Annotated in this window: 16 protein-coding genes; 12 read left to right on the top strand and 4 right to left on the bottom strand. The window is 27.6% G+C overall.

The features are described 5' to 3' along the window. Positions 1 to 21 precede the first annotated feature (21 nt). The 3 genes from gltX to CAMP5060_RS06860 are packed head-to-tail and all read left to right on the top strand — an operon-like array spanning position 22 to position 3244. Positions 22 to 1317, top strand: coding sequence for a glutamate--tRNA ligase (gltX, locus tag CAMP5060_RS06850; RefSeq protein WP_337218132.1), 1296 nt, complete (start codon positions 22 to 24; stop codon positions 1315 to 1317). Between the two features lies 1 nt (position 1318). Then, positions 1319 to 1606 (top strand): YggT family protein, encoded by a 288-nt coding sequence (locus CAMP5060_RS06855; protein ID WP_012661430.1) that lies wholly within the window; start codon positions 1319 to 1321, stop codon positions 1604 to 1606. After that, entirely contained in the window at positions 1607 to 3244 is a 1638-nt protein-coding gene (locus CAMP5060_RS06860; RefSeq protein ID WP_337218133.1) for a lytic transglycosylase domain-containing protein, read from the top strand. It abuts the gene before it with no gap. Here the strand turns inward: CAMP5060_RS06860 and CAMP5060_RS06865 are convergent. Further along, complete coding sequence (locus CAMP5060_RS06865) at positions 3132 to 3626, bottom strand: hypothetical protein (protein WP_214100587.1); 495 nt, start codon at positions 3624 to 3626, stop codon at positions 3132 to 3134. The two genes, CAMP5060_RS06860 and CAMP5060_RS06865, sit on opposite strands and share 113 nt — an antisense overlap. A gap of 86 nt (positions 3627 to 3712) precedes the next feature. On the opposite strand from CAMP5060_RS06865, the gene mobB reads away from it, so the two are divergent. From mobB to CAMP5060_RS06895, 6 genes are all read left to right on the top strand, one after another. Further along, a complete protein-coding gene (gene mobB, locus CAMP5060_RS06870; RefSeq protein WP_337218134.1) occupies positions 3713 to 4192 on the top strand; it encodes a molybdopterin-guanine dinucleotide biosynthesis protein B in 480 nt (159 codons plus the stop codon). Positions 4193 to 4201: 9 nt separating this feature from the next. Beyond that, entirely contained in the window at positions 4202 to 5050 is an 849-nt protein-coding gene (locus tag CAMP5060_RS06875; protein ID WP_337218135.1) for a class 1 fructose-bisphosphatase, read from the top strand. Next, positions 5050 to 5244: a hypothetical protein gene (locus CAMP5060_RS06880; RefSeq protein WP_087699572.1), complete on the top strand. Its 195-nt coding sequence runs from the start codon at positions 5050 to 5052 to the stop codon at positions 5242 to 5244. The genes CAMP5060_RS06875 and CAMP5060_RS06880 overlap by 1 nt, the downstream gene beginning before the upstream one ends. Before the next feature lie 13 nt (positions 5245 to 5257). Continuing rightward, complete coding sequence (gene metG, locus CAMP5060_RS06885; protein ID WP_337218136.1) at positions 5258 to 7144, top strand: methionine--tRNA ligase; 1887 nt, start codon at positions 5258 to 5260, stop codon at positions 7142 to 7144. Further along, positions 7145 to 8086, top strand: a complete 942-nt coding sequence (locus CAMP5060_RS06890; protein ID WP_337218137.1) for a hypothetical protein — start codon at positions 7145 to 7147, stop codon at positions 8084 to 8086. A gap of 62 nt (positions 8087 to 8148) precedes the next feature. Then, positions 8149 to 8892, top strand: a complete 744-nt coding sequence (locus CAMP5060_RS06895) for a substrate-binding domain-containing protein (protein ID WP_087699577.1) — start codon at positions 8149 to 8151, stop codon at positions 8890 to 8892. A 41-nt stretch (positions 8893 to 8933) separates the two neighbouring features. Here CAMP5060_RS06895 and CAMP5060_RS06900 read toward each other — a convergent pair whose 3' ends face one another. Continuing rightward, positions 8934 to 9506: a YceI family protein gene (locus CAMP5060_RS06900; RefSeq protein ID WP_214100839.1), complete on the bottom strand. Its 573-nt coding sequence runs from the start codon at positions 9504 to 9506 to the stop codon at positions 8934 to 8936. 61 nt (positions 9507 to 9567) lie between these two features. Next, positions 9568 to 10233: a 7-cyano-7-deazaguanine synthase QueC gene (queC, locus tag CAMP5060_RS06905; RefSeq protein WP_087699580.1), complete on the bottom strand. Its 666-nt coding sequence runs from the start codon at positions 10231 to 10233 to the stop codon at positions 9568 to 9570. A 52-nt stretch (positions 10234 to 10285) separates the two neighbouring features. Here queC and ybeY point away from each other — a divergent pair, with 52 nt between their 5' ends. After that, on the top strand, positions 10286 to 10696 hold the full coding sequence (ybeY, locus tag CAMP5060_RS06910) for an rRNA maturation RNase YbeY (RefSeq protein WP_214100840.1): 411 nt from the start codon (positions 10286 to 10288) through the stop codon (positions 10694 to 10696). Further along, the gene (locus CAMP5060_RS06915) at positions 10697 to 11665 is read left to right on the top strand and encodes a DUF3298 and DUF4163 domain-containing protein (protein ID WP_337218138.1); all 969 of its coding nucleotides are present in this window, start codon (positions 10697 to 10699) and stop codon (positions 11663 to 11665) included. It begins immediately after the preceding gene. 4 nt (positions 11666 to 11669) lie between these two features. On the opposite strand, the gene CAMP5060_RS06920 is transcribed toward CAMP5060_RS06915, so the two are convergent. Next, positions 11670 to 12080, bottom strand: a complete 411-nt coding sequence (locus CAMP5060_RS06920; RefSeq protein WP_214100842.1) for a PepSY-like domain-containing protein — start codon at positions 12078 to 12080, stop codon at positions 11670 to 11672. A gap of 114 nt (positions 12081 to 12194) precedes the next feature. Between CAMP5060_RS06920 and CAMP5060_RS06925 the strand changes: the two genes are divergently transcribed. Further along, positions 12195 to 12579, top strand: a 385-nt coding sequence (locus CAMP5060_RS06925) for a rhomboid family intramembrane serine protease (RefSeq protein WP_337218139.1), incomplete at its 3' end; no start/stop codon positions are given.

Below are 12579 nucleotides of genomic sequence, written 5' to 3' on the forward strand. Positions count from 1 at the left end.
AAAGTTTTAAAAGGATAGATAATGTATAGGTTTGCACCATCGCCTACTGGAGATATGCATATTGGAAATTTAAGAGCAGCTTTGTTTAATTATATTAAAGCAAGACAAGAAAATACAGATTTTATTTTGCGTATTGAAGATACGGATAATGCTAGAAATATTGCTGGAAAAGAAGAAGAAATAAAAGCTATTTTAAAAGAATTTGGTATAACTTGGCAGCATTATTATGTGCAAAGTGAGAATTTGAAATTTCATCGTCAAATGGCTTTAAAGTTAGTAAGTGAAAAAAAAGCTTTTGCTTGTTTTTGTACTGAGGATGAATTAGCTCATAAAAAAGAATTAGCTAAAAGTAAAAATCAAGCATACAGATACGATGGTACTTGTGAAAAATTAGCAGATATTGATGTATTAAATTGTGAAAAACCTTTCGTAATTCGTCTTAAAAAACCTCAATCGCAAATGCAATTTACTGATTTTATTAAAGGTGAAATTAGTTTTAATCCTGAAGATATTGATAGTTTTGTGATTATGAGAGCGGATAAAACCCCAACTTATAATTTTGCTTGTGCGGTTGATGATATGCTAGAAGGTGTTACTTGTATTATAAGGGGTGAAGATCATGTCTCAAATACTCCTAAGCAAGAGCATATTAGAGCTAGTTTGGGTTATGATAAAAGCATGGCTTATGCACATTTGCCTATTATTTTAAATGAAGAAGGTGTTAAAATGAGCAAAAGAGAGGCTCATTCTAGCGTGAAATGGATGCTTGATAATGGATATTTAGCAAGTGCTATTGCAAATTATTTAATCCTTTTGGGTAATAAAACCCCAAAAGAGATTTTTACTTTAGAAGAAGCTATAGAATGGTTTGACTTGAAAAAAGTTTCAAAATCTCCAGCAAGATTTGACACTAAGCGTTTAATGCAAATTAACCGCGAGCATATAAAAATACTTGATAATGATAAATTAAATTCTTTGTTAAATTTAGGTAAAGATGTAGCGAAGCTTGCAAAATTTTACACTCAAGAAGCTAGCACGCTAAATGAGATAAGAGAAAAAATACAAGCCATTTTTGCAGTTAAAAATTATAATGAATTTGAAAATGAATGTAAGTTGATTAAAGAAGTTTTAAAAGATTTGGATTTACCTCAAGAATATGATGAGTTCAAAAAGATTTTAATAGAAAAAACAAATTTAAAAGGAAAAAATTTCTTTATGCCTTTGCGTTTAGTATTAACAGGGGCTACTCACGGGCCTGAAATGAGTGAAATTTATACTCTAATCAAGCCTTTTATCAAAGAAATTATAAAGGAGTAAAATGGGAGTTGGAACAAGTTTGATTGTGTCTTTGGTACAAATTTTTTCTTTGGTGATTGAAATTTATGTTTGGATTATAATCATTGCTGCGTTGATTTCTTGGGTAAGGCCTGATCCGTACAATCCTATAGTGCAAATTTTATATCGTTTAACTAATCCTGCTTATGCTTTTGTAAGAAGATTTATTCCCACTACTATAGGAAGCATTGATTTAGCACCTTTGATTATTATTTTAGGATTAAAATTTATTCAAATATTTTTATCAAATTTAATTTTAGGAAGTTTATAAGTGTTGAAAAAAAGTGTAGTATTACTTTTGGCTGGAGTAGTTTTTGCAAATAGTGCTATGTATTCTTATAAAGAATTAGAGCAAAAACCAAATTCTTTGGCTAAGGATTATTATTTATATCGTTTATTAGAAAAAAATGAATTTAAAAAAGAAGAAGTCAAAGGTTTAAAAGAACATATTTATCGTTATGCAGGGCGTATTAAAAATGCCATTGAAGCTATTATTCCACCTTTGGGATATAATAAAGAATATGAAGCTTGTTATAAATTTAATACGCAAAATATCTTAGATGCTAATGCTACTTGTCAGCTTATAAGATTAAACAGTTTAACTTTTATACAAGATCTTAATGCTTCAACGCGTAATGAGATGAAAAAAAATATCCCACAGGATAATCCAAATTTAGTAAAGCTTTTAGAAGCTTTTAGTGCTAAAGATCCTCTAAGTTATGCAGTTTTAAATTATGATAGTGCAAATTTTTATAAAATTTATGGCTTTTTAAAAGATAAAAAGGATTTTTTCCTAGAAAAAGATTTTGTAAATGAATTAGCAAAAGAAAAAGAATTTACAAATTTTGTAAAAGAAATTATCATTAAGAAAAAAAGTCCATTGATAAGAAAATCTTTGGTCAATGTGGATGCAAGTTTAACTTTTCAAGATAATGCATTTTACTTAGGTGTGAATGCTATTTTAGAAAATGACGATGAAAAAGCATTGGAATTTTTCCAAGTAGCAAAAGATACTTTTAAAAGCAAACCTTTAGCAGATAATGCAAATTTTTGGATTTATTTAATCACTCAAGATAAAAAGTATCTTGATGAGCTTGCTCAAAGTGATTCTTTAAATATTTATAGTCTTTATGCAAGAGAGTTAAAGGGCTTGCCTTTGCCTAAAATAGAAGAATTAAAGCCAAAAAAACAAAAAAATGATTTTGATATGAAGGATCCTTTTGCTTGGCAAAAACTTGCAAAAGAAATTGCAAAAGGCACTCCTAATGAGTTAGAAAAGCTTGCCAAAGATTTTTATACTAAAGAAAACATCGCTATTTATGCTTATATTAAAGAAAGAGCTGAGGGTTTTAAAAAGCATTATTTTATAATGCCTTATTTTGAATATTTAAAGGATTATTCTACGCAAAGAAAGGCTATGATTTTAGCTTTAGCTAGACAAGAAAGTCGTTTTATACCAACAGCCATTTCAACTTCTTATGCTTTGGGTATTATGCAATTTATTCCATTTTTAGCTAATCATATAGGTAATAAAGAGTTACAAATTCCAAATTTTGACCAAGATATGCTTTTTGATCCAAAAACAGCTTATACTTTTGCAAATCATCATTTAGATTATTTAGAATCTAAACTTAATTCTCCGGTTTTTGTTGCATATGCTTATAATGGAGGTATAGGATTTACCACTAGAATGCTTAAAAGAGAAGATATGTTTAGAGTAGGAAAGTACGAACCATTTTTATCTATGGAACTAGTTCCTTATGCAGAAAGTAGGGTGTATGCTAAGAAAGTTTTAGCTAATTATATTGTGTATTTACATCTTCTGAACGATAATACACCGATTTCGAAATTTTTTGAAACTTTAACTCAAAACACTGATTCTCAAAACACAAATCAAGTTGCAAAATAGGTTTTTGCACTAATTCATCAAGGGTGATTTTGTAATAACTTGCATAATCACTTTTGACGATATATTTAAACAACTCATCATTTTGATCTAAGACTTTTAAGTTAGTTTTTTCTCCATTTATGAGTATTGAAATTTGCTCTTGATTGATGTTGATATTTGGTAAAAAACTAAGCACAAAAACTTCTTGTTGACTTTTTTCATCTAATACAGGATTTAGATAGCTTAATAAAGCAACTACTCTATTATCTTTATAATTAAAATTGATTTTTTGTGCATACATAAGAGTTTGGCTTTTTAAATTGATTTCGCTTTGTTTTTGAGTTTTATTTGAGCATGCAGTAAAAATAAGTGTTAAGAAAATAATCATATAAATTTTTTTCATATTTTATTCCTAATTTTTTTATAATTATAAGCTTTTAACTTTTAAAAAGATATAATTTTGTTTATTTTCTTTGATTTAAGGAAGTTATGAAAAGATTAGCAATGGCTTTTAGTGGGCCTTCCAATTCAGGTAAAACAACTTTAATAACTCAAGTTGCTAAATATTTTATGGAGCGAAATTATAAAGTATGCATTATAAAACATGATCCAAAAGATAAAGCAAGCTTTGATATAGCAAAAAAAGATAGTTTTAAATTTTTTCAAAGTGGTGCTGATGTAATGGTTTTAAGCCCTACAAGGACAACTTTATTCACACATTCTCCAAGTACTTTAGATGAAGCCATTTCTAAACTAGGGGAATTTGATTTTTTATTTATAGAGGGCTTAAAAACCTTAGATATGCCAAGAATTAGTGTTTTTTGCAAAGAAGTAGATGAGAGCTATTTTACTTATTCTAAGGCTATTGCAAGCTATGAGAAAATTGAAAATGAAAATTTAACTTGGCTTTATTTGGATGATTTAGAAAGTATTTGTGATTTTATATTAAAAAATTCAAAAAAAGTATAGGGGTAAAATATGCAAGAATTAATTAACGATATACAAAAAGCAGTGATTGAAATTTCAAAAGAACTTAGATATTTAAAAGATTTTGATTATACTACTTCTCAAAATGCTACTGGAGATAATCAATTAAAACTTGATGTAAAAAGTGATGAGATTATCACTAGAATTTTAAGACAAAATAAAGGCATAAAAAGCTTAATTAGTGAGGAAAAACAAGAGCAATTATTAATCAATGAAAATGAAAAATACGTTGTTGCTTATGATCCTTTAGATGGCTCATCTTTGGTAGATGTGAATTTTGCTATAGGTTCTATTTTTGCTATTTATGAGCAAAAGGCTAGTGCAAAAAATCTAAAAGCAGCAGTTTATGCTATTTATGGTGTGCGTTTAGAGCTTATAGTGTGTATAGACACTCCTAAGCTTTATAGGTTAAATGAAAATGATGAATTTGTTTTTGTTAAGGATTTAAAATTAAACGAAAAAGGCAAATTGAATGCAAGTGGTGGAACACAAAAAAATTGGTCAGATACTCATAGAGCTTTTATAAAAGCTTTGTTTGATGAGGGTTATCGCTTAAGATATTCAGGTGCCATGGTGAGTGATTTACACCAAATTTTACTCAAAGGTGGAGGATTATTTTCATATCCTGCAACAAGTGATGCACCAAATGGAAAATTGAGAGCATATTTTGAGGTATTTCCTTTTGCTTTTATTTTTGAAAAAGCAGGAGGGCTTTCTACTAATGGAGAAAATAATTCTTTGCTTGATTTAGAATTTGAGAAAATCCATGCAAGTACACCATGCTTTTTGGGTTCAAAATATGAAATTGAAAAACTAAAACAAGCTTATAAAGGGCTTTAATGGCTGAAGTTAAAGATGAATTTGAACTAGCTTTGGAAGTTAAAAAAAACGAACTTCAAGCTTGTCAAAACGATAAAAACTTAAAATCTTGTTTGCCTTGCTCTTTGATTTTTGAATGCTCTTTAAGAAAAGAGTATATTGATGCAGTTTATAAGAGTATGTCTAAAGGTAAAGAAGGTGGATTTGATTTTTAATTAAAGGTTTAAAATGCGTTATATTACTACTCCGATATATTATGTAAATGATGTGGCACACATAGGTCATGCTTACACTACGATTATAGTAGATACTTTGGCTAGATTTTATCGCTTGCAAGGAGAAAAAACATTCTTTTTAACAGGTACAGATGAACATGGCCAAAAGATAGAGCAAGCTGCTAGTGCTAGAAATTTTACCCCTAAAGAATATGCAGATGAAATCAGTTTTAAGTTTAAAAAACTTTGGGATGAGTTTGAAATTTCTTATGATTATTTCATTAGAACTACAGATGAAAATCACAAATTAAGCGTACAAAAAGCATTTAAAAAAATGTTTGATAAAGGTGATATTTATAAAGGAACTTATGAAGGCTTTTATTGTGTTTCTTGTGAGAGTTATTTTACCCAAACTCAGCTTGTAAATGAGTGTCATTGTCCAGATTGTGGTAAAAAAACACAGCTTTTAAAAGAAGAAAGTTATTTTTTCAAGCTTTCTAAATATCAAGATCAAATTCTTAAATGGTATAAAGAAAAAGAGCCGATTTTACCTAAAAATAAGGCTAATGAGTTGATTCATTTTGTAGAAGGTGGCTTAAAAGATCTTTCTATTACAAGAACGAGTTTTGAATGGGGTATAAAGCTTCCAAAAGAATTAAATGATGAAAAACATGTGGTGTATGTTTGGCTTGATGCTTTGATGAATTATGTAAGTGCTTTGGGTTATGGACTTGATGATAAAAATATGGATCTTTGGCCTGCTCATATTCATTTTGTAGGTAAAGATATCTTACGTTTTCATGCAGTGTATTGGCCTGCGTTTTTGATGAGTTTAGAGCTTCCTTTGCCTAAATTTGTAGCAGCACATGGTTGGTGGACTAAAGATGGTGAAAAAATGAGCAAATCTAAAGGTAATGTAGTAGCACCTAAAGAAGTGGCAGATACTTTTGGTTTAGAAGCTTTTAGATATTTTTTACTCAGAGAAGTTCCTTTTGGCAATGATGGGGATTTTTCACAAAAAGCATTAATCACTAGAATCAATGCAGAGTTAAGCAATGAGCTTGGAAATTTATTAAATAGAATTATCGGTATGAGTGCTAAGTATTCTCAAAATATTATTGATTGTAAAGATGTGAACTTGTATTTTAATCAAGAATTAAATGAATGTAAAGAATATTTAGATAATGCAATTAATGCTTTAGAAAATATCCAACCAAATCGTTATTTAGAAGAGCTTTTCAAGGCTTTATCTTTAGCAAATTTAAGTATTAGCAAATATGAGCCTTGGAATTTAATTAAAAATGATCAAATGCAAAAAGCTAATGCCTTAGTGGCTTTGTGTGCTAATATTTTAACAAAAGTTACTATTTTACTTTCAGCTGCTATGCCAAAAACAGCTTTAAAAATTGCCAAAGCTTTAAATTTTGAAATTTCAAATGAAAATTATCAAAAATTAATCTTAAACAATCAATTATGTGATTTAAAATCAAGTGCATGTGAAGCTTTATTTCCAAAAGTTGAATTAACCCAAGAAAGCAAAAAAGAAGAAAAAGCAGAAGAAAAGCCAAGTTTGCCTCAAATTAAAATAGATGATTTTAAAAAAATCGAAATTAAAGTAGCATTAGTAAAAGATTGTCAGAATATAGAGGGTAGTGAAAAGCTTTTAAAATTTCAACTTGAACTTGAAAATGGTGAGTTAAGACAAGTACTTTCGGGTATTGCTAAATTTTATAAAGCTAGTGAATTAATAGGCAAGCAAGTTTGTGTGATTACAAATTTAAAAAAAGCTAAAATTTTTGGCCATGAAAGCCAAGGTATGATTTTAAGTGCTCAAAAAGATGAAAAATTAGTTTTAATTAGCCCACAAAGCTTTATTGAAAATGGAGCTTTAATAGGCTAAATGAATATTTCTAATTTTGTCGAGCTTGTTAATGCCCAAGTTTTAAACCATGGAGCAACTTCTAGTGTTTATGATTTTAGTATAGATTTAAATAAAGTCAAACAGGCAAGTGTTTTTTTTGCTAAAAATAACGAACAAGCAAGTTTTGCTATAAAACTTGGTGCCTATGTTATAGTAAGCGAAGAAAAATTAAATCTTGAAGATAAAGATGTGTTTTATCTTCAAGTTGATGATCTTGAAAAAGCTATTTTTAGACTTTTTAGATTTTTATGTGAAGAAAAATCTTATGAATTTCTATACTGCAATCATACAGAATTAAAATTTGCAAAGGCATTTAATTTTAAAGTCTTAAACTCAAACATTTTATTAGATTTTGATCTTTTAAAAAATTCAAAAGAAAAAACTTTCTTTTGTTCTGATGATGAAAAATTTATTTTAAAATTAAAATCAAATTTTTATACCTTAAAAGCTTGTAAATATGAAATTTTAGGCTCTAAATCTTTATTTCAAACGAGTTTGCTTTGTAAAAATTTGTATTTTAAAGATTTAAAATTTGCATTTTTTTATGCAGATATTTTTGCTAGTTTTATTGAATTTATAGAAAGTCAAAAATTATCTTTTAGTTTTAATGATAAAAAATTAGAACTTTTTAAAGCCTATTTTTTAAACTCAAAAAATGAAATTTGTGCTTTTGGGGGCAGTTCTAGAGTAGTTTTACTTGTAGAAAATGAAAAAGATTTTGAATTTATAGCACAAAATTTTCAAGGCGTTAAAGATTTCAAAATAGCATTAAAAAATTCATTATTTTGCGATTTTTCTTATGCAAATTTAAATGAATTAAAGAATTTTTTTGATTTTAAATATTGTCTGATCAAAGAAAGCGAAGAAGAGTTTTTGGAGTATTTTTTAGCACGAGAGAAAAAAATTAGTTTATTTGATTAAAAAAATATCAACTTTAAAAAGATATATTTCTAATTTTATTTTATTAATTTAAAGGAAAAAATATGAAAAAATTTTTATTTTTAAGTTTATTTGCTGCAGCTGCATTGAATGCTGAAATTTTAGTTTATGGTCCAGGTGGTCCAGCTCCTGTTTTAAAAGAACTTGCAAAACAGTTTGAAGAAAAACATGGTGAAAAAGTTATTATTAATGCAGGACCAACGCCTAAATGGATTAAACAAGCAAAAATGGATGCTGATATTATTTATTCTGGCAATACATCTATGATGGATGGATTTATTAAAGCAATGCCAAAACAAATTAAAATACAAGATGTTCAAGTTTTAAATGCTAGGGGCTCGGGCATGATTGTAAGAGCAAATAATCCAAAAAAAATTAAAAAATTTGAAGATCTTTTAAAAGATGGTGTTAATGTTATGGTAGTTGATGGAGCGGGGCAGGTTGGCTTGTATGAGGATATGGCTTTGAAAACAGGAAAAATTGAAAATCTAGAAAAACTTAGAAAAAACATCAAAGTATATGCTAAAAATTCAAAAGCTGCAGTTGATGAGTGGAAAAATAATCCAAATATTGACGCTTTAATTATTTGGACACATTGGATTAAAGCAGTTGGTGAGAAAGAAAATAAATTTATTAAAGCAGATAAAAACTCAATTATTTATAGAGCCGCTGAAATAGTACCAACACAAAAAGGTCTAAAAAATCCAAAAGTAGCTGAATTCATAGAATTTACACAAAGTAAAGAAGCGCAAAAAGTATGGGAAAAAGAAGGTTGGTTAGCTAAATAAATTAAAAGCATTTTACTTTAATGTAAAATGCTTTTTTTGAATTATTTTTCGTTAATTTCTGCTTCGATGTTGATTTGTACTTCATCACTAAGTGTTAAACTAGAAGTATCTGGAGCAAATTTAAAATCACTTCTTTTAATTTGCCCTTGTAAAGTAAACCCTGCCTTTTCTTTGCCACTATCTGTTTTGATAACCCCACCAATTTCGGTATCTAAAACGATATCTTTGCTTACACCAGCAATATTTAATGAGCCATACATTTTACCTTTTTCATTGGAAATTTTTTCATATTTACTCATCGTAAAAGTGATATTTGGATGAGTTTTCGCTTTGAAAAAATCATCTTGTTGTAAATGAGCATCTCTTGCTTTATTTTCAGTATTTATAGAGGCAACTTTTATGTTTGCTTGAAGTTTGTTAAATTCAAATTTAGCACTATCAAAATCAATTACTGCATCGTAATCTTTAAAATTTCCATTTACATTACTAATTTGTAAATGTTTGATTTTAAATCCTACATTTGTATGGGATTTGTCTAAGCTAAATTCTTTACTTAAAGCATTGCTTGCCAAAATAGAAGCAGCTAAAAAAGAACCAAGTAGTATTTTTTTCATGTTTTCTCCTTAATATTTAAAAAGCAAATTATACAAATGAAAATAAAATGAAAGTAAATTATCAAATGTATTCTATAAAATCTTTCACATTAGCTTCTTTAAAGCCTTTTAATCTTAATAAACAGCTATCACATTTGCCACAAGCCTTGTCTTCTCTTTCATAGCAAGACCAAGTGTATTCTAAGGCTACCTTTTCTTTTAAGGCTAAATCAACTATTTGTCCTTTGTTTAGATGAACTAGTGGGGTTTTAATTGCGACATTACAAGTTTTTGTAGTACCTTCATTGATAAACTCACTTGCTTTTTGTATGAAATTTGCACTACAATCAGGATAACCACTGCTATCTTCTTGCACCACTCCTATAAAAATACTTTCACATTTTTCTTTTTCAGCTATAGCTCCTGCAATGGATAAAAAAATACCATTTCTAAAAGGAACATAAGTGTTTGGAACTTCTTTTTCATGTAGTTTTTCTTTGGGGATTTCTAAATTTAAATCTGTTAAAGAGTTACCACCGATATTTGCTATAAATGAAACATCTAAAATATATTTTGTTTTTATATTAAGTTTTTCACAAATTTTATTAAAACATTCTCTTTCTTTAAGCATGGTGCGTTGATTATAATCAAAATGTAAAGCAATAATTTCATATCCTTCTTTTTTAGCTAAATATGCACATAAAGTACTATCCATACCACCACTTATAATACAAAGAGCTTTTTTCATACTTTTCCTTAATTTTGATATAATTTGAAATTATAAAATTAAAAGGATAATAATGATTTTTTGTGAAGAAGAAATGGATATTTCTTTTCTTGAAAAAATTGCTAAAAAAATGAGTGATCAAAATATAGAACTTGTTTTAGTAAATGAAAAAACCATGCATGAAATTAATCTTAACCAAAGGGGAGTAGATAAAACTACAGATGTCTTATCTTTTCCCTTAGTGCAAAATTGTGAAAATTTACTTGGAAGTATAGTGATAAATTTAGATGAAGTAAGCAAAAAGGCTATGGAATATAAACATAGTAAAAAAGAAGAGATGGCATTGCTTTTTATCCATGCTATGCTTCATTTACAAGGATATGATCATGAGGTAGATCAAGGACAAATGAGACAAAAAGAACAAGAATGGATTGAGTATTTTAAATTGCCAAAAAGTTTGATTGTAAGAGTGCAAGGAGAATAGATGTTTAAAAAAATTGCTTTGAGTTTGAGTTTATGTGTGAGTTTGTATGCTTATAATGAAAATACATTTACGCTAAATATTTTAGAAGGAAAGGAAATTGATATTTATCTATATAGCTCTAGTAAAAGTAACACTAGTTATGGATTTGTCCAAACAAAACAAAAACAATATAATTTTTGGGGAAGTGCTAAAAATGATGAGTATTATATAGATATAGCAGATTTTGGAACTTGTGTTTTAAAAGATATACATAAAAATAATTTTGAAGCTCTATGTAAAATAGATGGTATAAAAAAAGAATTTAACTTTTTGGCCAATAAATCCAATGCAAGCATTTATCAATTATCACTTAAAGAACAAAAACAAGTAGAAGATAATAAGAGTATTGAGTTTGATTTTAGTGAAGATATATTAAAACTGTCAAGTCAAAATAAAAATTTAGAAAAAATTATTGATGATTTTAATGAGAATTTAGATAAAAATTCATTAAAACAAAAAGTAAGAGAAAGTTTTGATAAATGGAATAAAGAAGATATCTCTAATAATGAGTTTTTTTCTCAATCTTATATAATTTATCAAGATGAGCATATTGTTTCTTTAGGAAAAAATATTTATAAGTATAAAGGCGGTGCTCATGGTATGACTAATTTTTTAAGAAAAACTTATAGCATTGATGATATGAAACTTCTTAGATTGAAAAATGAGTTAAAAATAGAAAATGAAGATTTTCAGAATATGATTAAGCAAAAGATTTTAAGTTTATATAATGAAAATGAGTTATTTGATATTAAAGAACTTAAGATGAGTGAAATTTTTGAAGTGAGAAAAAATGGATTAGTTTTGATATGGGAGCCTTATGATATAGCTCCTTACTCTACTGGAGTAATTGAAATTTTTATAAGTTATGATGAGTTAAAACCTTTTTGGAAAAATAATTCAAAACTTGCTTATTTGAGTAAAACCAAATAAGCTTTTAATCATCAAATTTTTGTCTTAAAATCGTCCCATTATCATCTATGTAAAGTTTCATTTGATTATTAAGTTTGATTTTATAATAAGAAATTTTTCTTTCTATCTCTATGATTGCTGTATTAGGGTAGATATTTTTAATGGTATTTTGTATTGCTAGGGGTAAAATCGCATAATTTAGCGATCTAAAATTTTCAGCCTCTTTAAATTCTCCATTAAGTGAAAACTCAATCTCACTTCCATCGCTTAAATAAATCTCATAAGAATAACCATCTTGTTCTACCAGACCTATTTCTGCATTAAAATAATCTTTGATAAATTGTTTGATATTTACAGGCAAAGAATCAGGTGCTATGACTATACCTGCATTAAGAGTATTTAAACTAATCAAAAAAGCTAAAGCTAGTTTTTTCATTTTTAACCTTATTTTATTTTTTGACGATATTGTATCTTATTAGTGTGAATTTTATGTGTAAGCTAGAATTTAAATAGCTTTTTGTTATAATTATTAAAAATACAAAGTAGGGCAATGGTAGCTTCTTTTTTAATCGCTTTAAATATTGTGATATTTGTCTTTGTGAATTATCTTTATTTTGGATCTTTAAATTTAGATGTTATTTTGGGTTTAAATTTATTTTTCTTTCAAGGATTTTATTGGCAAATTCTAAGCTCAATGTTTATGCATGGAAATTGGCCTCATTTGTTTTTAAATATGATAGTGCTTTTTCAATTTGGTTCTATGCTTGAAAAGTATTTAAAAAGTTTTAAATTTGCTTTGCTTTATTTAATTGGTGGAATTCTTTGCTCTTTACTTAGTGCTTTTTATGTGTATTTAAGCTTTGATGGTAGTTTTGTAAATGTAGTGGGTGCAAGTGGTGCTATATGTGTTTTAATGGGATATTATGCATATTTGG

Source organism: Campylobacter sp. 1569, assembly GCF_024723675.1.
GTDB classification, from domain to species: Bacteria; Campylobacterota; Campylobacteria; order Campylobacterales; family Campylobacteraceae; genus Campylobacter_D; species Campylobacter_D jejuni_C.

What these genes read in the sequence shown, in the direction of transcription:
- CAMP5060_RS06865 (WP_214100587.1), bottom strand. Translation starts at nt 3,626, where the DNA reads ATGAAAAAAATTTATATGATTATTTTCTTAACACTTATTTTTACTGCA.
- metG (WP_337218136.1), top strand. Translation starts at nt 5,258, where the DNA reads ATGCGTTATATTACTACTCCGATATATTATGTAAATGATGTGGCACAC.
- CAMP5060_RS06895 (WP_087699577.1), top strand. Translation starts at nt 8,149, where the DNA reads ATGAAAAAATTTTTATTTTTAAGTTTATTTGCTGCAGCTGCATTGAAT.
- queC (WP_087699580.1), bottom strand. Translation starts at nt 10,233, where the DNA reads ATGAAAAAAGCTCTTTGTATTATAAGTGGTGGTATGGATAGTACTTTA.
- gltX (WP_337218132.1), top strand. Translation starts at nt 22, where the DNA reads ATGTATAGGTTTGCACCATCGCCTACTGGAGATATGCATATTGGAAAT.
- CAMP5060_RS06900 (WP_214100839.1), bottom strand. Translation starts at nt 9,506, where the DNA reads ATGAAAAAAATACTACTTGGTTCTTTTTTAGCTGCTTCTATTTTGGCA.
- ybeY (WP_214100840.1), top strand. Translation starts at nt 10,286, where the DNA reads ATGATTTTTTGTGAAGAAGAAATGGATATTTCTTTTCTTGAAAAAATT.
- mobB (WP_337218134.1), top strand. Translation starts at nt 3,713, where the DNA reads ATGAAAAGATTAGCAATGGCTTTTAGTGGGCCTTCCAATTCAGGTAAA.
- CAMP5060_RS06890 (WP_337218137.1), top strand. Translation starts at nt 7,145, where the DNA reads ATGAATATTTCTAATTTTGTCGAGCTTGTTAATGCCCAAGTTTTAAAC.
- CAMP5060_RS06915 (WP_337218138.1), top strand. Translation starts at nt 10,697, where the DNA reads ATGTTTAAAAAAATTGCTTTGAGTTTGAGTTTATGTGTGAGTTTGTAT.
- CAMP5060_RS06855 (WP_012661430.1), top strand. Translation starts at nt 1,319, where the DNA reads ATGGGAGTTGGAACAAGTTTGATTGTGTCTTTGGTACAAATTTTTTCT.
- CAMP5060_RS06875 (WP_337218135.1), top strand. Translation starts at nt 4,202, where the DNA reads ATGCAAGAATTAATTAACGATATACAAAAAGCAGTGATTGAAATTTCA.
- CAMP5060_RS06920 (WP_214100842.1), bottom strand. Translation starts at nt 12,080, where the DNA reads ATGAAAAAACTAGCTTTAGCTTTTTTGATTAGTTTAAATACTCTTAAT.
- CAMP5060_RS06880 (WP_087699572.1), top strand. Translation starts at nt 5,050, where the DNA reads ATGGCTGAAGTTAAAGATGAATTTGAACTAGCTTTGGAAGTTAAAAAA.